At 54.8% G+C, this 21,334-nt stretch carries 23 protein-coding genes; 13 read left to right on the plus strand and 10 right to left on the minus strand.

The window, feature by feature from the left end:
* Positions 1 to 11: 11 nt before the first annotated feature.
* The 4 genes from PPOP_RS17070 to gyrA all read left to right on the plus strand — a co-directional run bounded on the left by PPOP_RS17070 (position 12) and on the right by gyrA (position 6,599).
* Positions 12 to 977: an ABC transporter ATP-binding protein gene (locus PPOP_RS17070; protein WP_006287902.1), complete on the plus strand. Its 966-nt coding sequence runs from the start codon at positions 12 to 14 to the stop codon at positions 975 to 977.
* On the plus strand, positions 970 to 1,959 hold the full coding sequence (locus PPOP_RS17075) for an ABC transporter permease (protein ID WP_006287903.1): 990 nt from the start codon (positions 970 to 972) through the stop codon (positions 1,957 to 1,959). The genes PPOP_RS17070 and PPOP_RS17075 overlap by 8 nt, the downstream gene beginning before the upstream one ends.
* A 185-nt stretch (positions 1,960 to 2,144) precedes the next feature.
* A complete protein-coding gene (gene parE, locus PPOP_RS17080) occupies positions 2,145 to 4,136 on the plus strand; it encodes a DNA topoisomerase IV subunit B (RefSeq protein ID WP_006287904.1) in 1,992 nt (663 codons plus the stop codon).
* A 15-nt stretch (positions 4,137 to 4,151) separates the two neighbouring features.
* A complete protein-coding gene (gene gyrA / locus PPOP_RS17085; protein WP_006287905.1) occupies positions 4,152 to 6,599 on the plus strand; it encodes a DNA gyrase subunit A in 2,448 nt (815 codons plus the stop codon).
* Here the strand turns inward: gyrA and PPOP_RS23550 are convergent.
* A complete protein-coding gene (locus PPOP_RS23550; RefSeq protein WP_199898993.1) occupies positions 6,596 to 6,766 on the minus strand; it encodes a hypothetical protein in 171 nt (56 codons plus the stop codon). The two genes, gyrA and PPOP_RS23550, sit on opposite strands and share 4 nt — an antisense overlap.
* A gap of 243 nt (positions 6,767 to 7,009) precedes the next feature.
* Here PPOP_RS23550 and PPOP_RS17090 point away from each other — a divergent pair, with 243 nt between their 5' ends.
* Positions 7,010 to 7,492, plus strand: a complete 483-nt coding sequence (locus tag PPOP_RS17090; RefSeq protein WP_006287907.1) for a MarR family winged helix-turn-helix transcriptional regulator — start codon at positions 7,010 to 7,012, stop codon at positions 7,490 to 7,492.
* Here the strand turns inward: PPOP_RS17090 and PPOP_RS17095 are convergent.
* From PPOP_RS17095 to PPOP_RS17125, 7 genes are all read right to left on the minus strand, one after another.
* A complete protein-coding gene (locus tag PPOP_RS17095; protein ID WP_006287908.1) occupies positions 7,489 to 8,721 on the minus strand; it encodes a CapA family protein in 1,233 nt (410 codons plus the stop codon). The two genes, PPOP_RS17090 and PPOP_RS17095, sit on opposite strands and share 4 nt — an antisense overlap.
* A 36-nt stretch (positions 8,722 to 8,757) precedes the next feature.
* Positions 8,758 to 9,444 carry an RluA family pseudouridine synthase gene (locus PPOP_RS17100; RefSeq protein WP_234399883.1) on the minus strand — a complete coding sequence of 229 codons (687 nt, stop codon included), beginning with the start codon at positions 9,442 to 9,444 and terminating at the stop codon, positions 8,758 to 8,760.
* An 8-nt stretch (positions 9,445 to 9,452) separates the two neighbouring features.
* The gene (locus PPOP_RS17105) at positions 9,453 to 10,316 is read right to left on the minus strand and encodes a class I SAM-dependent methyltransferase (protein WP_006287910.1); all 864 of its coding nucleotides are present in this window, start codon (positions 10,314 to 10,316) and stop codon (positions 9,453 to 9,455) included.
* A gap of 134 nt (positions 10,317 to 10,450) precedes the next feature.
* The gene (locus PPOP_RS17110) at positions 10,451 to 11,152 is read right to left on the minus strand and encodes a response regulator transcription factor (RefSeq protein WP_006287911.1); all 702 of its coding nucleotides are present in this window, start codon (positions 11,150 to 11,152) and stop codon (positions 10,451 to 10,453) included.
* A gap of 213 nt (positions 11,153 to 11,365) precedes the next feature.
* Entirely contained in the window at positions 11,366 to 11,599 is a 234-nt protein-coding gene (locus PPOP_RS17115) for a hypothetical protein (RefSeq protein WP_006287912.1), read from the minus strand.
* 286 nt (positions 11,600 to 11,885) lie between these two features.
* Positions 11,886 to 12,179 (minus strand): YxcD family protein, encoded by a 294-nt coding sequence (locus PPOP_RS17120; protein ID WP_006287913.1) that lies wholly within the window; start codon positions 12,177 to 12,179, stop codon positions 11,886 to 11,888.
* Complete coding sequence (locus tag PPOP_RS17125; RefSeq protein WP_006287914.1) at positions 12,180 to 12,617, minus strand: hypothetical protein; 438 nt, start codon at positions 12,615 to 12,617, stop codon at positions 12,180 to 12,182.
* A gap of 208 nt (positions 12,618 to 12,825) precedes the next feature.
* Here PPOP_RS17125 and PPOP_RS17130 point away from each other — a divergent pair, with 208 nt between their 5' ends.
* The gene (locus tag PPOP_RS17130) at positions 12,826 to 13,371 is read left to right on the plus strand and encodes a DUF309 domain-containing protein (RefSeq protein WP_006287915.1); all 546 of its coding nucleotides are present in this window, start codon (positions 12,826 to 12,828) and stop codon (positions 13,369 to 13,371) included.
* A gap of 37 nt (positions 13,372 to 13,408) precedes the next feature.
* Here PPOP_RS17130 and PPOP_RS17135 read toward each other — a convergent pair whose 3' ends face one another.
* Positions 13,409 to 13,951, minus strand: a complete 543-nt coding sequence (locus PPOP_RS17135) for a PadR family transcriptional regulator (protein ID WP_006287916.1) — start codon at positions 13,949 to 13,951, stop codon at positions 13,409 to 13,411.
* 215 nt (positions 13,952 to 14,166) lie between these two features.
* Here PPOP_RS17135 and PPOP_RS17140 point away from each other — a divergent pair, with 215 nt between their 5' ends.
* Positions 14,167 to 14,472, plus strand: a complete 306-nt coding sequence (locus PPOP_RS17140) for a hypothetical protein (RefSeq protein WP_042229684.1) — start codon at positions 14,167 to 14,169, stop codon at positions 14,470 to 14,472.
* A gap of 2 nt (positions 14,473 to 14,474) precedes the next feature.
* On the opposite strand, the gene PPOP_RS17145 is transcribed toward PPOP_RS17140, so the two are convergent.
* The gene (locus PPOP_RS17145) at positions 14,475 to 15,107 is read right to left on the minus strand and encodes a beta-class carbonic anhydrase (protein ID WP_006287917.1); all 633 of its coding nucleotides are present in this window, start codon (positions 15,105 to 15,107) and stop codon (positions 14,475 to 14,477) included.
* 526 nt (positions 15,108 to 15,633) lie between these two features.
* Between PPOP_RS17145 and PPOP_RS17155 the strand changes: the two genes are divergently transcribed.
* The 6 genes from PPOP_RS17155 to PPOP_RS17180 form a co-directional block, all read left to right on the plus strand.
* A complete protein-coding gene (locus tag PPOP_RS17155) occupies positions 15,634 to 16,641 on the plus strand; it encodes an ABC transporter substrate-binding protein (protein WP_006287918.1) in 1,008 nt (335 codons plus the stop codon).
* A 30-nt stretch (positions 16,642 to 16,671) separates the two neighbouring features.
* The gene (locus PPOP_RS17160; RefSeq protein WP_006287919.1) at positions 16,672 to 17,469 is read left to right on the plus strand and encodes an ABC transporter ATP-binding protein; all 798 of its coding nucleotides are present in this window, start codon (positions 16,672 to 16,674) and stop codon (positions 17,467 to 17,469) included.
* Positions 17,453 to 18,292: an ABC transporter permease gene (locus PPOP_RS17165; protein WP_006287920.1), complete on the plus strand. Its 840-nt coding sequence runs from the start codon at positions 17,453 to 17,455 to the stop codon at positions 18,290 to 18,292. Before PPOP_RS17160 ends, PPOP_RS17165 begins: the two co-directional genes overlap by 17 nt.
* A gap of 145 nt (positions 18,293 to 18,437) precedes the next feature.
* The gene (locus PPOP_RS17170) at positions 18,438 to 19,439 is read left to right on the plus strand and encodes an aromatic acid exporter family protein (protein ID WP_006287921.1); all 1,002 of its coding nucleotides are present in this window, start codon (positions 18,438 to 18,440) and stop codon (positions 19,437 to 19,439) included.
* A 268-nt stretch (positions 19,440 to 19,707) separates the two neighbouring features.
* Positions 19,708 to 20,268 carry an outer spore coat protein CotE gene (locus PPOP_RS17175; RefSeq protein ID WP_006287922.1) on the plus strand — a complete coding sequence of 187 codons (561 nt, stop codon included), beginning with the start codon at positions 19,708 to 19,710 and terminating at the stop codon, positions 20,266 to 20,268.
* 196 nt (positions 20,269 to 20,464) lie between these two features.
* Positions 20,465 to 21,334: putative amidoligase domain-containing protein (locus tag PPOP_RS17180; RefSeq protein WP_042229688.1), on the plus strand; the 870-nt coding region annotated here is incomplete at its 3' end.

The raw sequence follows: 21,334 nt of genomic DNA on the forward strand, positions 1-21,334 counted from the left end.
GGAGGAAGCTTATGAGCATGGATTCATCCATCGTCCTGTCGGTGCAGCAGGTCGTGAAGCGGATCGGCCGCAAGTCCATTATTAACAATGTCACTTTCGATGTGCGGGCAGGTGAAATCTTCGGCTTTCTCGGCCCGAACGGGTCGGGCAAGACGACGACGATCCGCATGCTGGTCGATCTTATTAAGCCGACATCCGGGCGCATTCAAGTGTGTGGATTCAATGTGAACCGCGAGCCGGAGCGGGCCTTGCGCTATGTTGGATCCATTGTCGAGAACCCGGAGATGTATAACTTTTTGACTGGGTGGGAAAATTTAGAACATTTCGCCCGCATGATGCCGGAGTTGGGACCCGAACGAATTCAGGAGGTCGTCGATATCGTTGGCCTGTCCAACCGGATTCATGATCGGGTCAAAACCTATTCTCTCGGCATGAGGCAGCGTCTTGGCATTGCGCAGGCGCTGCTTGGGCGGCCGAAACTCCTTATTTTGGATGAGCCGACGAACGGGCTGGACCCGCTCGGTATCAAGGAACTGCGCGCCTTCATTCGTGAGCTGGCCGACAGCGGCATGGCCGTATTCGTCTCCAGCCATCTGCTGAGCGAGATTCAGCTGATGTGCGATCGCGTAGCGATTATTAGTCGCGGGAAGGTGTTGGCTGTCGATGATGTCGAACGGCTGTTGACGGGGAGGAATCAATTCGTTGTCTGGCAGGCACAGCCGGCCGCCAAGGCGCGGGAGATTCTGGAGCGCAGCGGTGCGGTCCGGTTCTATAACCGGGAAGAGGGCGTCATTGACGCAGCGGCGCTCGTGGGTATGCCGGAGGACGCGATGTTGACGGAGACGGCTCCGGAACGGATTGCGGTTCTGAACCGAAGCTTGCTGGATGCGGGCATTGAAGTGGAAGGAATCCAACGCATTTTGCCGACCCTAGAACAGCTATTTTTGGAATTAACGGAGGGGGAGCGCATTGAGTAGCCTGTTGCCCTTGATTCAGAACGAGACGATCAAAGTGTTGAGGAAAAACCGCTTCTATATCATCCTGCTTATCCTTATCATTATGATTCCGGTCTTTACCTACGCGCAAATGAAAATCGTGGACAACAATCGCGAGAAATTTAAGCAAGACTGGCGTCTAGAGTTGCAGCAGCGGATTACGGACATCCAGAACTCGCTTGGCAGCGACCGGGTGCCGGAGGAGTGGAAGAAGTACCGGCGCATCGTACTGCAGCAGCTTCAATATAATCTTGATCACGATATCAATCCGAGCGACCCGAATGGGGTTACCTTTACCCGTACCTTTTTGGACAATTCTGTCACGCTATTCATTCCGCTGCTCGTCATGGCGATTGCGAGCGACATCGTGTCCTCGGAACGTTCGGCGGGCACGATCAAGATGCTGCTGACCCGGCCGATCCGGCGCTGGAAGGTGCTGCTGAGCAAATGGATTGTGCTCATGATGTTCACCGGCATCATCGTATTTTTGACAGCGCTGCTATCCTATCTTATCTCTGGGCTCGTCTTCGGTTACAGCGGCTGGACCTATCCGATCTTCACCGGCTTTTCCTTGACCGACACGGATGTCAATTTCGAGGCGGTGCATACCGTGCCTTCCTGGCTCTATATGCTTATGCAGCTTGGACTTGTCTGGTTCTCGAGCATTGTCGTCGCCGCGCTCGGCTTTATGATTTCAGTGCTTGTCCGCAGCACGGCAGCCAGCATCGTGATACTGATGGCGACTTTAATCGCCGGATCGATTCTATACAACATGGCCTCTTCCTGGCCGACAGCGAAATATTTATTCATGATTAACCTGAAGCTAACGGATTATTTGGCGGGAACCCCGGCTCCCGTAGAAGGGATGACGCTGCCGTTTTCTCTTGCCGTATTAACGGTATGGGGGGCTGCCGGATTGATTGTGGCATTCCGAGTCTTTACGAAACAGGATATATTGAATTAGAATAGACAAGTACTTGTTTTCCTTGTTCGTAAAGATTTTCGGACAAACTTATCAAGAATGTAAAGCATCTGTTTGCATCCGGACGATTTACATGGTGGGAGTGGTCTCCCTTCCTGCGGGTGCGACAGATTTTCTTTTGATTATGAACAGAACCATTTGAATGAAGGATTGAAGGAGGAGCTGGAATGGTCGAGCAATTCGATTTGTTCAATCAGCTGCCGGGCAATGAGGGAGCATCGGGGAACCGGAACGGGGAATATGGAGCGGACGATATACAGGTCCTGGAAGGGCTTGTTGCGGTTCGCAAGCGTCCAGGCATGTACATTGGCAGTACAAGTTCCTCGGGGCTGCATCATCTGGTATGGGAGATCGTGGATAATGCCGTGGACGAGCATTTGGCCAGGTTTTGCTCCCAGATCGATGTAACAATTCATAAGGATCAGTCGGTGACGGTCCGTGACAACGGGCGCGGCATCCCGACAGGCATGCATAAGACAGGCGTTCCGACGCCCCAGGTCGTCTATACGGTACTGCACGCGGGCGGCAAGTTCGGCGGCGCGGGATATAAGAAATCAGGAGGCTTGCACGGGGTCGGGGCTTCGGTGACGAACGCGCTCTCGGAGTGGCTTGTGGTGGAAATTTACCGCGACGGGCATATTCATAGACAGCGCTTCGAATCATGGATGGAGGAGAACGGGACGGAGCATGTCGGGGAGCCGGTGACTGGTCTCGAGAGGTTGGGGAATACGAACAAGACCGGCACGAAGGTAACCTTCAAGCCGGATGCCAAAGTGTTCCATGGCAATATTCATTTGAGCTATGACAATCTGGCGGAGCGGCTGCAGGAGATCGCCTTCCTCAATTCAGGCCTGAAAGTTACGCTGAAGGATGAGCGAACCGACAAGGAGGATACCTTCTGCTATGGAGGCGGGGCAAGCGAGTTTGTCCGATTTTTGAATGAAGGCAAAAGCGTTCTGAATGAGGTCGTTCATTTCGTAGCCGAGAAGGACGAGACGGAAGTGGAGGTCGCTCTTCAGTATAATGATGGCTATACGGAGACGATCGCTTCGTTCGTCAATTCGATTCCGACGCGCGGCGGCGGTACGCACGAGACGGGTTTCAAGACCGCCTATACGCGCGTGATGAATGAATATGCGCGCAAGAACAACCTGCTGAAGGAGAAGGACAAAAATCTCGACGGCAACGACCTGCGTGAAGGCATGATGGCCGTCATCAACGTGAAAATGTCGGATGTCGAGTTCGTCGGACAGACGAAGGATCAACTGGGCAGCGCGTCTGCGCGCAGCGCGGTCGATACGATCGTGTCCGAGCATATGAGCATTTTCCTGGAGGAAAACCCGCAAGTCGCTCAGATGCTCGTCAAGAAGGCGATCCAGGCCTCCAAGGCGCGCGAGGCTGCGCGCAAGGCGAGAGAAGAAGTGCGCAGCGGCAAGAAGCGGAGCGAGAGCTCGAACCTGAACGGGAAGCTGACGCCGGCCCAGTCGAAAGATTATTCGCGCAATGAGCTCTTTATCGTCGAAGGGGACTCGGCGGGCGGATCAGCGAAGCAGGGAAGGGATTCGCGTGTCCAGGCGATATTGCCGCTGAAGGGCAAGCCGTTGAATCCGGAAAAAGCCAAGCTGGCGGACATACTGAAAAATGATGAGTACCGCACGATCATTCACGCGATCGGGGCGGGCGTCGGTACGGAATTCGAAGCGGAAGAGAGCAATTACGCCAAGATCATCATCATGACCGATGCCGATACCGACGGCGCGCACATTCAAGTGCTGCTTCTGACGTTCTTCTATCGCTACATGAAGCCGCTGATCGATCAAGGCAAGGTGTATATTGCGCAGCCTCCTTTATATAAAATTATGCATAAAAAAGGGAAGCATGCGACGGTACGCTACGCTTGGTCGGATGAGCAGCTAAGCAATTATTTGAAGCAGTTCGGATCGAGCGCCGAGATTCAGCGGTACAAAGGGCTCGGGGAAATGAATCCGGATCAGCTCTGGGAGACGACCATGGACCCAGAGACCCGCACGCTGCTGCAGGTGCGCATTGAGGATGCGGCCAAGGCGGAGCGCAGAGTGTCGACGCTGATGGGCGACAAGGTGGAGCCGCGCAAGCGCTGGATCGTGGAGAATGTGGATTTTGCGGAGTTCGAGCAATAGAAAGGTGAGAAACTGATGAGCGTATCGGAACAATTCAAACCAGCGTTTCTAGAAGATGTTGTCGGCGACCGGTTCGGCCGGTATTCCAAATATATCATCCAGGATCGTGCGATTCCCGATGTCAGGGACGGCCTCAAGCCGGTCCAGCGCCGCATTCTGTATGCGATGTATGAATCCGGCAATACGCCGGACAAGCCGTACCGCAAGTCGGCGAAGACCGTCGGGGACGTCATGGGGAACTACCATCCGCACGGGGATGCGTCCATTTATGACGGCATGGTGCGCATGGCCCAGCCTTGGAAAATGGGGCATGTGCTCGTAGACGGGCACGGCAACTGGGGCTCGCAGGATGATGACCCGGCAGCTGCGATGCGGTATACGGAAGCGCGCCTGTCTCCAATAGCAATGGAACTGCTGAGAGATATTGAGAAGGATACTGTCCAGTTCCGTCCGAACTTCGATAATACGGACAAGGAGCCTTCCGTTCTGCCAGCACGCTTTCCGAATCTGCTTGTGAACGGGGTCAGCGGGATTTCTTCCGGCTTCGCAACCGAGATTCCTACCCATAATTTGCGTGAGATCATCGATGCCTGCACGGCGTTGATCGACCAGCCGGCGATGGAGCTGGACGATCTGATGCGGATCGTGCAAGGGCCTGATTTCCCGACTGGCGGGATGATTATGGGGGAAGGCGGAATTCGCGATGCCTATCGGACCGGCAAGGGCCGGATTTACATTCGGGCGAAGACGGAGATCGAGGATATCCGCGGCGGCAAACAGCAGATTGTCATTACCGAAATTCCGTATCAAGTCGTCAAAGCGCGGCTCGTCACGTCTATGGAAAATATCCGGCTGGAAAAAAAGGTGGACGGCATTGCGGAGGTTCGGGACGAGAGCGGCCGCAGCGGCTTGCGTATCGTCGTTGAGCTGAAGAAGGATGCGGATGCAAACGGGATTCTGAATTATTTGCTGAAAAAGACGGATCTGCAAATCGTCTATAACTTCAATATGGTCGCGATTGTGAACAAGGCACCGCAGCAGCTCGGCCTCAAGCCGATGCTGGAACAGTACATCAGCCATCAGAAGGAAGTCGTTACGAACCGTACCCGATACGATCTGAATAAATTGGAGGACCGGGCCCATGTGCTCGAAGGCTTGGTCAAAGCGCTCGATATTTTGGATGACGTTATCGCGACGATCAAGGGCTCCAAAAACCGTCAGGACGCGCAAACCAATCTGATGAACAAGTACGGCTTCACGGAGCGGCAGGCTGATGCCATCCTGACGTTGCAATTATACCGTCTGACCAATCTGGAGCTGACGGCCCTGACGAAGGAGCTTGACGAAATTCGGAAAAAAATTACGGAGTACCGCGCGATTCTGGATAATGAGCGCAAGCTGCTTTCCATTATCAAGAAAGAACTGAGCGAAATCCGCAATAAATACGGCATCGACAGACGCTCGGTCATTCAGGGCGAGGTTGAGGAGATCAAGGTCAACCTGGAAGTGATCGTCAATGCCGAGGATGTCATGGTGACACTGTCGAACGAAGGCTACATCAAGCGGACAAGCCTGCTCTCGTTCACCCGTTCGGGTGGGGAGTGGAAAGGCTCCGGCGTAAAGGAAGGCGACTACATCCGCCATGTATTCGAGGTCAATACACTGGATAGGCTGTTGCTTTTCACACAGCGTGGGCAGTATTTCTCGCTGCCGGTTCATCTGCTGCCCGAATTCAAATGGAAGGACAACGGCACTGCTATCGTGAATGTGATTCCGATCGGGAAGGAAGATCGCATCGTCAGCGTCATTCCTGTTAAATCGTTCGCCGATGAGCACTCCTCTTTGTTGTTCGTCACCCGGCGCGGCCAGGTGAAGCGAACGCTGCTCAAGGAGTATGAGACGAATCGTTCCGGGGCGATCGCGGCTTGCAAGGTCTTGAACTCCGACGAAGTGCTGACCGTACTGCCGAGCGACGGCTCGCATGATCTGCTGCTTGTGACGAAGCTCGGGATGTCCATCCGCTTCGCCGAAGAAGAGGTTAGCTTGATGGGACGGGCCGCCGGCGGCGTGCGCGGCATCCAGCTGAAGGAAGACGATGATGTCGCTGCGGTGCTTCAAGTCATTGGAGACGAAGGGGAAATAACGGTCATGTCGGATCTCGGATGGGGCAAGCGTTCGCTCCTGCTCGACTATCCGACCCAAGGCCGCGGCGGCAAAGGGATCGCCACCTTCGAGTTCAAGGAAGGCAAGCGCGTGAAACCGAACGGTTCCCGCCTGATCGGAGCTTTCTTCAGCCAGACTGCCTATCCGATTACGTTCATTACCGATGCAGGGCATGCCCATACGCTGCTGACCGAACAGGCGCCATTGATGGATCGGAAAGCGCAAGGCCGCTCCCTCATGCCGATGGACAAAGGGGAAGAGATCGCAGCGGCGGTGGTGATCGGCCCGTGCGGCGATTAGTCAAACGGCTTGTGCGGAGGATGCAGATCATCATGCATGCGGATGATCCATTCTAACAGGACCCGCAGGGGCACCGGTTCATCGAGCCGGTCGACCCACTGCGGGTCTTGCTGCAGGAATCCGGCCTTCATGGCCTTGTGGATAAGCTCGTCATCGGTGAACTTCATCAGCATTCCTCCTCGCTATGCGGTATAAGTAGACGGGTCATTCGCCCATGCTTTAACTTATGCGCATCAGGGCCGCAGCGTGCGCAATCCGGCCGGGAGCCGCGTTGGCGGAGGGGAAGAATGGACGCGAGCGTAGCTGAAAGGATGACCGCGCGTGGATCATGTGGTATAATTTACTTGTTTTTGGGAATCGGAAATTGGAGTAACTGAATTCGGCACGGAGAAAAGGGGGAAGCAGCGGATATGCATGCAACCGAATTTGCCAAGCTATGGTCGAAGTTGTCGAAGGATTACAAGGGGGTTATGGATGAAGCACTGGCGCCCAGTCTGACAGAAAGCCAGCTTGCCGTCCTAGAGCTGGTGGCGGAGTATGGCAAGGTGAAGCCTTCCGATTTGCTTCCGCATCTGGCGACGACTCCGGCAGCGATTACGACATTGCTCGATCGAATGGAGAAGAATGCGCTCATTATGCGTGAACGCGACTCGGCCGACCGGCGAATCGTGTGGATTCAGGCTACTCCGTTCGGAGAACAAGAGATGCGGCGCGGTATCGAGATTCGGGAATCGTATTGGAATGACACGTTGCATCGCATCTCTACCCATAATCAGCAGCTGCTCATTCTGTTGCTGGGCAAGCTTGCGAATAAGCCGGCCGCCCCCGATATTGGCAGCGACCGGAATGAAGCGTTGATCTCCAGTGCGGCAGGGGGGCACCGTTCGCGCTAGTGGGCCGGCAGTGCCTGCAGCAGCACCGGCAGTTCGGACATGGAGGAGATATGGCTGGCTGCCCGCTGCTTCATGTTGGACATCTGCTGCCGTTGTTGCCTGGTGAACCGTGTATCCGCCATATCCTTCAAGACGGAGGATAGTGGAATGACGCTGTAATTCCGTTTTTCACGCGGCCCGTTAATGTACACCCATGTCGGCTCAGCCGAAATTTCCTTCAGCTCGATCGTTCCTTCCGGCATATGCTTCTCAATTGTGACACCGAAGATGAGACCGATATCTTTGCCGTCTCCTTGTTGATTCGAGATAAAATTGCCCAATGAATAAATAATAAGTCCATCTCGCGTCTGGCCGTGCTTATCCTTGACGGTCAAGCGTTCATAAGGCTGAAGTACATGCGGGTGCGAGCCAAGAATGATATCGGCTCCGGCCTGGACGAGCTTATGCGCCAGCTGAATCTGTTCTTTGTTCGGATTCGGATCGTACTCGGTTCCGAAATGCAGGGCGACGGTCACGACGTCGGCTCCCGCTGAGCGGGTCTTCTGAATATCTTCGATCATGCGCTTTTCATCAATAAGGGAGACGAGGTACGGTTTATCCTGGGGAAGCGGGATTCCGTTCGTCCCGTATGTATAAGCAAGAATCCCCATCGTTATCCCGTTCTTTTCCATCAGTGTCGGCTGTCTGGATTCCCATAGGGAAGCCGAGATGCCCTTCGTGACGAGGTCGCGCTCCTCGAGCACTTCTCTCGTTCGTAGCGCACCGCTTTCCCACCGGTCCAGCGTGTGATTGTTCGCGGCGGTGACAATGTTGAAGCCAGCATCCTTCAGCGCGTCGGCCAGCTCGGGCGGCGCATTGAACATTGGGTAGCCTGTATACACCTTCTCGCCCCCAAGCAAGGGGGTCTCTAGATTCGCCCAGCACCAGTCGGCTTCCTGCAGCAGCGGCTTCACGTTCGTGAAGAACCCTCGGAAATCATACTTTTCTGTCTTCGGATTCAGATAAGCCGGGAACTGCGGCGAATGCATCATAATATCTCCTACGGCCAGGAGCCTCCCGCTTAGCGTATACGGCTCGGCTTCAACGGGAGGCTCTCCGGCCTCCAGCGCGGCCGTCTCCCCCTGATGTTCATGAGGATCGGGGGCGGGGGAACCGCAGGCGGTCAGCAGCAGGAAGACCATCATTGCATAGATGAATCTCCTGCCGTCATTGAATCGATACTTGTTCATAATATGCCGCTCCTTTCTCTTAAAAAGCGGGCAGCATCAATCAAGGATGCTGTACTTCCACAGGGTCCAAGGGTATTCATAAGGCGGGGTGGAATCGAACTCCATCTCCGTCTTCGTTACCGGATGGGGAAAGGCCAACCGTCGCGACCATAGCGCGAGCTGCTGCCCCGGCCGATTCAGCTCGGCCCCGTATTTTTGATCTCCGTACAGCGGGCAGCCCAGCTGCTTCATCTGGACTCGGATCTGATGCGGTCTCCCAGTGTGCAGCGCAATCCGGACAAGCGACATGCCTTCGGCGCTTCCGAGCACCTTATAGTCGAGCACCGCTTCCTTGCCTCCCGTTGTGCCGGGCGGCACGATACGGACGGTATTGATCCGGGCATCCTTGAGCAGCGTATGCTTCAAGGTACCGTGCCGGGAGGCGGGGACGCCATGCACGACGGCGATATATTCCTTGCCCAGCTCTCGCTTGCGGACCGTATCCGACAGCCGGGCGGCCGCCTTCGATGTCTTCGCGAACACCATCGCGCCGCCGACGGGGCGATCCAGCCGGTGAATGAGTCCGAGGTATACATTGCCCGGCTTGTTGTGGCTTATCTTTAAATCCTGCTTGATCGCTGTGAGCATGTCCATATCCCCGGTATCATCGGCCTGAGACAGCAGATTCGGCGGCTTCACCACGACGATGACATGATTGTCTTCGTACAGGACGTCTATGTTCATCACCGGATTCACGCCTCCCAGCGTCCGAGGATGCCGCATGGAAGCACCAGTCCGGATTGCGTGATCGGCAGTCCGATCTCGCCGCTCGTTATCTTTCCTCCGAACCGCTTCTTCATGGTCATGCTGAGCATGTTGTTCAGTACGGACGGGGAGAAGCCGGTCGTATACGAGTTGATAAGCAGGAACAACGGGTTGTACGATATAATTTTCATGCAGGAGGCCAGGAACGGATACAAACTCTGCTCCAGCTTCCACGTTTCACCGCCAGGCCCTCTCCCATACGATGGAGGGTCCATAATAATGGCGTCATACTTGTTGCCGCGGCGCTCCTCCCGCTGCACGAATTTGAGCACATCATCTGTAATGTATCGAACCGGGCGAGAGGCAAGGCCGGACAACTGCACATTTTCTTTGGCCCACTGCACCATTCCTTTGGCAGCGTCCACATGACATACTTCCGCACCCGCATAAGCGCATGCGACGGTCGCGCCGCCCGTATAGGCGAACAGATTGAGCACTTTGATCGGGCGGTCCGCCTGTACTATTTTCTCCATCATCCAGGCCCAGTTCACCGCTTGCTCCGGAAACAGCCCGGTATGCTTGAAGCTGGTCGGGCGGATATGGAACTTCAAGTCGCGGTACTGTATCGACCAGCGTTCCGGAATCGGCTTCTTCATCTCCCAACTGCCGCCTCCCGATGAACTGCGGTGGTAGTGGCCGTGAACCTGATGCCAATGCTTCGACTCCCGTTCGATAGGCCAAATAATTTGCGGGTCCGGACGGCGCAGGATAACATCGCCCCAGCGTTCCAATTTCTCACCGTTTCCGGTATCGATGACCTCGTAATCATGCCAATCTATCGCAGTATACATATTTGAGCACGACCTCCTTTCTGACTGCAGTCACTAAGCGTTATTGTACTATAACCGAACAACGGACGCCAGGAAATTGCATCCAAATATGCCCATATGGCATCATCGGCTGCGTACGGGCACTTGTGAGTGTTTTATTCATGTTGAAACTTGTAGCCTACGCCTCGAACGGTGACGATATAACGGGGATTGGTAGGATCGCGCTCGATTTTTTTCCGCAGATTGCTAATGTGCACCATCAACGTGCGCGTGTCGCCGAAGCTCTCTGAATTCCAGATATGCTGATACAGTTGTTCGAGCTTGAATACTTTGTTCGGCGATTTGGCGAGATAGGTCAATAGATCGAATTCCTTCGCAGACAGAGTGACCGTTCTACCGCCGACCTTCACGTCGTGGCTGAGCAGATTAACCTCCAGTTCGCCATAATTCAATTGGTGGGCAGATGGTGAAGGCAGGATAGCGTAGGATTGCAGCGTTCTGCGCAAGTGAGCCTTGACTCTGGCCACCAGTTGGCCGGGGCTGAACGGCTTCGTGATATAATCATCGCCGCCTACAGTCAGACCCATAATAATATCCATGTCCTCGTTTTTGCAACTGATAAACAATATCGGGACGGTGGATGTTTTGCGTATTTCCTTGCACACTTCGTAGCCATCCAGCGACTTCAGCAAAATATCGAGAATGATAAGATCCGGATGGGTCTCCTTGACCATGTGCAAGGCAGAGTACCCGTTATCCGCCACGAAGACCTGATACCCTTCACGCCTCAAATATAACGAGATAAGCTCGGTGATTTCCCATTCGTCATCAACGATTAATATCCGTACGTCATTCATTACCGGTCATCCCTCCGATCTTCTTCCCATTATAGCGAATGTTGTCAGATGATGACAATCTATTCATGCTTTTTCATAGGAAAAAGTGGAGGCGAGCGTTCTCTAGCACGCACCCCGAGTAGAGTAAGGACGTTCCGACATAAAACGGCGCCTGTCCGATGTGAGGACAGGCGCCGCAGTTCAGGTTCAGGCGAAGGACACATCCAGTCCGGTTCAATACAGTGACAGGGCGAGCGAGTCCATCTCCCGCTTGGAATGCAGGATCGCCTCTGACCCGACAATCTCGATACTGATCAAGGATTCCAGACAGGTCTTAATGGCTTTCTTGCCTGTATGCACCTTCGTGTTCAAAGCTTCCATTAACAACGTGAATGTATTTTTGTGCGATATATTTGTGCAAAAAACGGGAATTTTACGCTCCTGAAAATCGATAAAGACAGTTTTCATCGCAACGGACCTCCTTCAACTTCTGATGATTTCCATCATAGTCATTCTACGAAAGGAACATTAAATGAACATTAAAATCATAAGACAATGTTGTTACAAATCGAAAAAAATGTTATGCAAGGCATGAAATGGAGGCAAAAAATGATGAAAAAATGGCGAAACGCAAAAATCGTATTCCCATTTCTGTCTGCCGTTCTATATGTATGAATGTACGAAGTACCAACACATTTATGAATGTGACGCCGTAGGCAGGGAAGGCGCAGCTTAACACGCCTCCTGTCCTCAGCTATGAAATGCTGGCGTCGACTTGAGCCCAGATCTCATCATCTACTTCCAGGCGAATCTGGTGCCGGAAGGCACGCTGCCCGTATTCCTTGTGGACGTATTGCTCAATCGCTTCCAGCAGGTTCGTCTCGACCCAATATTGATGACGTCCGTTCACCCACACCTCGGCGGTGAATCCGTGTTCCTCGTCCCAACAGAGCTCGACTTCAATATCCGTCGGTTGAACCTGTCTGCGCATCGCCAGGTGCAAGCACACGGCGTTCACGATCTCATCCATGCTAATGCGAAGCTGCATTTAGTTCCACCGCTCGCTTTCCGGCCGCGGTGGCTTGCGGCGATCCTTGAATTTGCGGAAGACCATGACGACGAGCATGAACAGGGCGAAGAGCGCCATGAGATTCACCATCAATCCCAATATTTCTCCGAAGAAGCCCATGTTGCCGAACAATCCGCCGAACAGTATGCCGGCCAGCCCGCCGATCATAAGGCCCTTCATGAAGCTGCCACCGCTAAAAAATCCGCGGTTCCCCGTTGCGCTCGTGCCAGTTGCCTTGGTATTGCTGGTTGAGTCCGCACGATTTACCTGGTTGTTCGTCTCCGCTTTCTTCGGAGCGGGTTGATACTTCTTCACGCCTGAACGGAATGATCCCCCTCGCTTGGCATCCACCAGCGCTGGCGTTGTCACCGCAAACGCGAGCAGGAACACCATCATAACGATTATCCATTTACGCATGAAATGCCTCCTCAAGTAGAGTAGATATATCCCGTTACTAATACGGGCCGAACCGAAAGTGGTTTCAAAAAAATATCGATCTTGTTACAATGAATTTGTCTGTGATGCACATCATAAATACAGGCTCTGTTGCGGCGGATGTTTTACGATGTTTCATTCACGGGAATATTCCCTATTCCCTATTCAGTGAGATGAGAGGGGGAGCCGAATGGATTACCCGACAGCGTACATCAACTTTATGCTGGAATTCCACGGCACGAGGGATTGGTTCGAATGCCACGAGATAATGGAGGCGCAGTGGAAGGCGGAGTCGTCGGCGGAATGCAAGGTCTGGTGGCTGACACTCGTGCAGATCGCGGTTGGCTTGTACCATGAGCGTAGAGGCAATCTGGCTGGGGCTGGCAAAATGCTGCGCGGTGCGCTGGCGCATGCTCCAACGGTTGCATGGGCGCGGTTGGGGATCGACGGCAAGGAGCTTATCGCGCAATTATCGGAGCGGGTTGAGGCGTATCGTCAAGGGGGAGGGCCGGAGCAAACGTATGCCGAGTGGAACTTCCCCATTGCCGATCCGGAACTGGCGGCTCAATGCGAAGCCCGGTGTTATGCTCTAGGCTGGCAGTGGTGCCGCACGGGAAGCGAGCAAGACGAGAGCATTCTCCATCGCCATAAGCAGAGGGACCGCGAACCGGTCATTGCGGCGCGCAGGGCAGCCCAGCGCCTAAAGGGACGGAACCGGAAGGAGGGGCGTCCGTAGAATCCCGCTCCACCGGGTGCATACAGTCCGCATCGGCTCAGGAGGCCGAGTCCTCTTCCTCCAGCATCTGGACGACCCAGCAGCACCACTCGATCTGTGCCTTCGCGAGCGAGATTGCGCGATGAAGCAGAATGTAGCAGCCGAACTTTTTGGAGCGGACATGGCGCTCTTCCTCGGGAATGCACTGCAGCAGCTTTTCATAGAAAGCGATTTTCGTCTCCAACTGATGCTTGCGTGTCAGGAACAACGGAATGGTGAGATCGCGGTCGATCATCCAGATGCATTTGGCCTTCAGGCTGAGCTCGTCGCGGGTCATCTGCTCCGCCGGCGGTTCGCCCAACCAGTCCAATACCGCCTGCTTTCCCTGTTCCATCAGCGAATAGACCTTCTTCGCCGGCTTGTCCTTCTGTTCAATGCGCACATATTGCACGTAACCTTCCCGCTCCAGCTTGTTCAGCAGCGGATAGATCTGGCTATGCTTCGCCTGCCAGAACGGCTGAATGCGAAGCATCAGATCGTAGCCGGAGCAAGATTCGCTTGCAAGTAGTCCAAGTAGTCCATAAGATAATGTATTAAGCATGTGGGATAACCTCCAATTCAGAAATGGGTCTACGTCCCGCCTTAAGGGGGAACGGACAGGCCTTATTATTGTTCCATTATATGTAACTGGTTCTATATTTGCAAGCTTAATTTATCAGTAATCCGCTATATGTAATTGGTTTTATATTTGCAAGCGTAATTTATGAGTAACCCGCGCTGCGTGTTCAGTCAAGTAGAAATGGGGAAAAATACGTAATGGCGAACGCAATATCAGACAACGCGTCAAAAATTCCCGTCGTTTCCGATGTCTTGTTGAATCATATCGTGACCTTGGCTAATGCAACTCATCTGGCCGCGATACTGGAAGAAGGGGACAAGCCGAAGCGGAAGCTGATGAATCTGCTGCAGGCTCCCGCAGGGCGAGGTGGAGGATATCATCGTTATCATTGGCGAGCAGATGGATATTTCCGAACTGGAGCGCTCCTACCGCGATATATGCCAATAACCGCGCAAGCTCCTGGCGCTGAACAGAATGTTCTGAGCCAGGAGCTTGCGCCGTAAGTTCAACGGGTGGATGAAGGGGTATGCGTCTCCTTGTCCGCCAGTTCCGGATTGGATTGGAGAGCCTCCAGGTCGCAATATCCATCCGCTATCCATTCCAGCGCGCCGGTATCTGGATGAATGACCATGCCATGCACCGGGATATCGTTCGGCAGCAGCGGATGCTTGCGCAAAATGCGAACACTGTTCAGCACGCCCTCGTGGACGTCGTTGAATCCGCGAAGCCAGTGGTGCAGCTTGATGCCCGAATTGGTGAGCGTATCCAGGACCACATCCTTAACTCCTCTTGCCTTCGCCTTCTCGATAATCCCCTCGGAATTCAGCCCAGTCATGCCGCATCCATAATGGCCGACGACGACGACTTCATTCGCTCCCAGCTCATAGATAGCGACGAGCACGCTGCGCACGACGCTGCCGAACGGCTGCGAAATAATGGCGCCTGCGTTTTTGATGATTTTGGCATCGCCGTTGCGCAGATTCATTGCCCGGGGAAGCAGCTCGACAAGCCGGGTATCCATGCAGGTGATAATGGCCATCTTTTTGTCCGGGTACTTGTTCGTCAAAAACGGCTCGTATTCGCGCTTGTCCACGAATTGCTTATTGAATTCCAAAATGGATTCCATGTTGTTCTTCATCGTTATTCCTCCTCTGAAGATGCCTTGGAAGCCGTGCGGCGATCCAAGCAGATGACATGCGTCGAATAGATATGCGGTGGACTGCTGAGCATGATGGAGCCGGCAATGGCCCTGGCATCGAGCTTCATGCGCTCTTCATAAAAAATGGCCTGACACTTCGATGCTGACTGACATCGTATCGACTCCTTCTTAGAGCTGCAGCGGGGGTGCCGCTTGTGAAAGTTGATTATATCCCGAACACCACGTATCATCAAGTGGTAAGCGGAAACGGATAGCGGGAGCGCCAATAGAAGCAAGAAAAAATGAGGTGAGTTCTGACATGAGCACGAGTTCGCGGAGAAGCTGCGTCATCCCACAAAGGAATGATGCGGCTTCTTCGTCTTGTGCGATTAACCATTTATTCGCTGCCTGCATATGATGCAATATCCGTGAACATAATCTCTGGCGGACCGGCATGGCTGGAAAGACAGCGGGAGCAGGAGCGGAGCAATGGTTTTTATTTTACCCGCAGAGGAGGGCTCATTCGATGAAGCACAGACGCCTTGGCTTCACCTTGCTAGCTGTGCTGCTGCTGTTCTCGGCAGTGCTGGGGGCTTGCGGAGGCAAGAGCGACAAAGTGAAGGTGAAGGTCGGGGAAGTGACCCGGTCGATCTTTTATGCGCCCGAATATGTCGCGCTGGGCAAAGGATTTTTCGAGGAAGAGGGACTGGAGGTGGAGTTGCAGACGACGTTCGGGGGGGACAAGACGATGACGGCGCTGCTCTCCGGGGCGATCGATGTCGCGCTTGTCGGCTCGGAGACGTCGGTCTATGTCGCGCAGCAAGGATCGGAAGACCCAGTGATCAACTTCGCGCAGCTGACACAGACCGATGGCACGTTCCTGGTGGCTCGCCATTCGGAAGGCACATTTGATTGGAATGTACTGAAGGGCAAGGTGTTCCTCGGACAACGTAAAGGCGGGATGCCGCAAATGGCCGGCGAGTATACGCTGAAAAAGCATGGCATCGAACCGTACGGCGATCTGGAGATGATTCAAAATATTGATTTTGCCAACGTCGCCTCCGCATTCGCTGCGGGCACGGGCGAGTACGTGCAGTTGTTTGAGCCGCAGGCGTCCATTTTCGAGAAGGAAGGCAAAGGGGTGGTCGTCGCCTCGTTCGGCGTGGAGAGCGGACTGCTGCCGTATACGACCTTCATGACGAAGCAAAGTTATTTGACGAAGAACAAGGAAACGGTTCAGAAGTTCACCAATGCGGTCTATAAGGCGCTGAAGTGGGTGGGTTCAGAATCGCCGGAAGCGACCGCCAATGTCATTATGCCTTTCTTCCCGAATACGGACTGGGACATCGTCGTCAACTCGGTTAAGCGGTATAAGGAACAGGGCTCCTTCGCGACCGATCCGGTGCTGGACGGCAAGAAGTGGAGCAATCTGCTGGATGTGCTGGATTCAGCCAGCGAATTGAAGGTGAGGATCGAGCACAACCGGATCGTCAATAATGAATTTGCGGAGGAAGCTAAGCGGCGGGTGAAGTAGGTGGCGGACAGAATAGAAGGAGGCGGACGCGTGATCCCAGCGGTAGAAATGTCTCAAGTTACCCATGTCTATGTGACGGATCGCGAAGCGAAGTTTGCGATCGATCGGCTGTCCGTCACGATGATGCCGGGGGAATTCGTCAGTCTGGTCGGGCCGAGCGGCTGCGGCAAGACGACGATCCTCTCCATCATTGCCGGGCTGCTGGAACCGACGCACGGCAGTGTCCGGGTCTATGGCGATGCGGTCACAGGACCTTCATCGCGGGTCGGCTATATGCTGCAGAGCGACTATTTGTATCCGTGGCGCACGATTATGGAAAATGCGAGCCTCGGCCTTGAACTGACGAAGCAGTGGAACCGACAGTCCGAGGAACGGGTGCGGGATTTGCTGAACAAAATGGGATTGGGCGGCACGGAAGCATCGTATCCGCATCAGTTGTCCGGCGGCATGCGGCAGCGGGTCGCGCTCGTGCGGACGCTGGCGACCTCGCCCGATCTGCTTTTGCTGGATGAACCGTTCTCCGCGCTCGATTATCAGACGAAGCTGCAACTGGAGGATCTGGTCGTCGATACATTGAAGGCCCGGCGGAAGACAGTCGTGTTGGTGACGCATGATCTATCGGAGGCCATCGCAGTCAGCGACCGGGTGATCGTGCTGGGTCGCGAGCCGGGCATCGCGCGCAAAGCCTTTGTTATCCCGGATGCGATTCGGGAGGCGCAGCCCTTCTATGCAAGAGAGCAACCCGGCTTCAACGAGATGTTCCATGAACTGTGGAAAGAGCTGGAGGCATCGGACGGAAAGGAGGGCGAATATGCAGAGCGGACCTGATACGAGTAGGGCGGCGGAGGAATCCCGCCAGTTGCTGGAACGGACGTATTCGCGCTATCGGGCCGTCCGGCAGAAGAGGGCACGGATCGTATCGCTTACGCAAGCGGCTATTCTCATCATTTGTGTCGGTCTGTGGGAGCTGGGCGGCCGCCTGAAATGGATTGATGTGCTGCTGTTCAGCGCTCCAAGCCAAATCGGGCAGCAGATTGTGCAGGACTTCGCCGACGGGTCGATCTGGCCGCATCTCGGGACAACGGTCGGGGAGACGGTGGCTGGATTTGTGCTGGGGACGTTATTCGGCACGCTGCTGGCGGTTGCGATCTGGTGGTCGGACTTCCTGGCGCGGGTGCTGGATCCGTACTTGGTCGTTATCAACAGCATGCCGAAGGTGGCGCTCGGGCCGCTCTTTATCGTTGGTTTCGGAGCCGGCTTCGCGGCGATCGTCGCCACGACGTTATCGATCACCGTCATCATCACGACGAGCGTCGTCGCTAATAGCTTCCGGGAGGTCGACCCGAATTACATTAAGGTCGTGCGGGTATTCGGCGGAGGGAAAAGCGTCATTTTCCGTAAAGTCGTCCTGCCGGCATCCTTCCCGGCGATCGTATCGACGCTGAAGGTGAATATTGGATTGGCCTGGGTCGGCGTTATCGTAGGAGAATTTCTTGTATCCAAGATCGGGCTCGGTTATTTGATGATTTATGGCTTTCAGGTGTTCAATTTCAAGCTGGTGATGGCGTCCTTGGTCATTATCGCCGTGGTGGCGACATTGATGTACCAGGGAGTCGCCTATTTGGAACGGGCATGGTTGAACCGAGCGTAAGCCGAAGGGCGGCAGGAGGAGCGCAGAACAACGCTGCCGCCCACTCCGGCGGGGGGATCCGAATGCCGCGAAATGTTTGGTATGCAAGGGAATTGTGGGTTATAATGAAGGTCTACCTAATCCCTTTTTAGCAAGGAGCATTTCTATGATTTTCCGATTCGTCGGCATTCGTGTCATCAAGACGGCGATCGCTTCGATCTGCGCGATCATTGCAGCTGAACTGATAGGAAGCCACAACCCGCTCGGCGCGGGCCTGCTGGCTATTTTGGGAGTCGATGTGACGCGCAAGCGGAGTATCCAGACGGTTTCGGCCCGCTTTTTCGCCTCGCTCGTCGGACTGCTTATGGCATCGCTGTTGTTCGGACTGCTTGGCTTTCATCTGTGGGTACTGGCTTTATACATATTGTTGGCTTTTCCGGTCATCGTACGGCTTAATTTCAAGGAAGGCATTGTCACGAGCTCGGTCGTCACCTTCCATATTTATGGCGTGGGCACTTTGACGCTGTCGGGGGTGCTCAATGAGGTCGTGCTGCTGCTTGTTGGGCTTGGTTGTGCATCCTTGGTCAATCTGATGTACATGCCGAGCGAGGAAGACAAGCTTGTTCGGACTCGGAGCAATGTCGATGAGTGCTTCTCCCGCATTTTTCAGCAGATCGGCTGCTGTCTCCGCGACCCCTCCTACGCATGGGACGGGCAGGAGATTATTGAGGCGAATGCCTTGGCGGATGACGGTATCCGGCTGGCCTCCCGGGCGCTCGAAAATATGCTGCTTCGTTCAGACGATGTGCGGGCGGACGAACGGTGGCTTGTCTACTTCTATATGCGAAAGACGCAGCTCGACCATGTGCAAAATATGATGCAGCTTATCTCGCAAGTTTATTCGGAGCTTCCGCAATGCCTGCTGGTAGCCAAGCTGTTCGATCAGCTCAGCCGGGACGTGAAGGAGCCGCATTATACGGGCAAGACGGAACAACTGCTGCTGGAGCTGGAGGAGCTGTTCCGGGCGATGGATCTGCCGACGACGCGGCAGGAATTTGAAGTCCGTTCCGCGGTGCTGCAGTTGAATCGCGAACTGTATAGCTTCTTGAAGATCGCGAAAAAGGACAAGCAAAAAAACCACTGGCCGTCTGAATTGGCCTGCCGGTAGCATGTGGACAGCCTTTTCCATCATAAAGATATACTATGGATGACGGTGCAGAATGGACTCTCTCATACTTGTTCGCTATGTTCGCAAAAGGATGGAATAGTGAAAGAACCATGAGCAGGACCGAAGGTGCAGCGCCCGCGCCGCTCCGGAATAGAGGCCGGATTCCGAAGCAATATATCTTTTTCTCTATATTTAAATCTGTCTATTCAACATTCGCCCACGTCCTGCATACACTTTATTGAATGATTGTATGGAGGAGGTCCACACGATGGCAAATTCAGATAAACACCACTGCCGTGAGGTAATCACGAAAGCAGTTTGCGGCAAAGGTCGCAAGTTCTCCGTCGTTACACATACCGTCACTCCGCCTCATCATCCGACCAGTATATTGGGAGCCTGGATTATTAACCATCAATATGAATCGGTGAGAGCCGGAGATGGAATTGAGGTCGTCGGTACTTATGACATCAACATTTGGTATTCGTACGACAGTAATTCCCAGACGGATGTGGCCAAGGAGACGATATCCTACGTCGAGCTCGTCGGATTGTCTTATGTCGATCCGAGGCATCGCCGAACGACGGAAGAGGTATCGGCTGAGGCGATCCAGGAGCCGAACTGCGTCGAGGCCAGTATTTCCTCTTCCGGTACAGGGGTTACGATTCGCGTGGAACGTGAATTCGCGGTAGAGATGGTAGCGGAGACGAAGGTATGTGTGCGCGTCTGCACGAACGGTTGCAACGATTTCGAAGACAAGGACTTTGATTTCGGCATCCAGGACGATGAGTTCGATGATCTGGATCCGGATTTAACGGATGAGGAGTTGTGATTAGGTCCGCAGACCCTCACCGCCTGCGGAGATATCCCGAATACATTCCTGATGCCCTCATCCGTTGAACTTCATATCTTATGCATATGCAGCAGCAGCATCATCGAAGAGGGCGGGAGCCCTCCTTTTTTTTGAAAAAATTCGGATTGCCGCAAACAGGCAATCGGGAGCATCGCGATAAAGGGGGCACGAGGTGATGCAACGTCTGGAATTGGGCGGCGGTGTTCGCTTGTACACCGATCATGCTGCCGGATACCGTCAATGGCGGCGTTATGCCCGATATTCGGAGGCGACAGAAGTGCCGTCTGGCGTCGATATCCTCTGGCTACAGGCGCCTGAGATGATCCGCCTGCCGGATGCGGCGGCGGGTATTGGCTCCGCTGGGGACGGACGAATGATATTGAACCGCCATGCCGGGCCGTGGAGCGGGCCCGCGATGCGCGAGCGGCTGCGGCTGTGGGGACTGCCTGTAATGGATCGGGCCGCTTGGGACGCGGAGCCGCGAAGTGATCCGTCCTGTTCCGGCTTCGTTCGCACGCTCTGCTTCTGGGTCAGCCAGCTTGAAGCGGTCGCCGCGGCACATTGCTCTCAGGCACCTTCCGGCAGCTATTTCTACCGGCCGCTGAACGACTGGGCGCAGGCGCCCTACTTACGGCTGGCCCGGCTCGCTGTGCGGGCGGTCTATGCGCTCGGCCTTGATACGGGGGCGGTTATGCTCCGCTGCTGCCCCGCGGCCGAACAGCCGGATACGCCCGCCGGTGTGCTAGAGGAGCCGCACCCTGGCGACGCCATCGTGCGGGTGGAGCCTGTTCCGGCGCCGCTCCCGGCATGGGTGCTGGAGAGCTACGCCGCCTCATGGGCCAAGGTGGCCGCCGAACAGCAGTCCGCACGCGCCCGGCCAGGTCCGCTCCTGATGGGGATCGATGCGGAACTCGTGCTGCACGACGCGCGTCGGCGCAAGCTGATCGCGGCGAGCCGCTTCCTGCCCCGGGGCGGCCGAGCGGGCTGCGATGCAGTGCGCATCGGGGGCCGGGTGCGCTTCCCGCTGATGGAGCTGCGACCCGAT

The organism is Paenibacillus popilliae ATCC 14706 (assembly GCF_000315235.1).
GTDB classification, from domain to species: Bacteria; Bacillota; Bacilli; order Paenibacillales; family Paenibacillaceae; genus Paenibacillus_B; species Paenibacillus_B popilliae.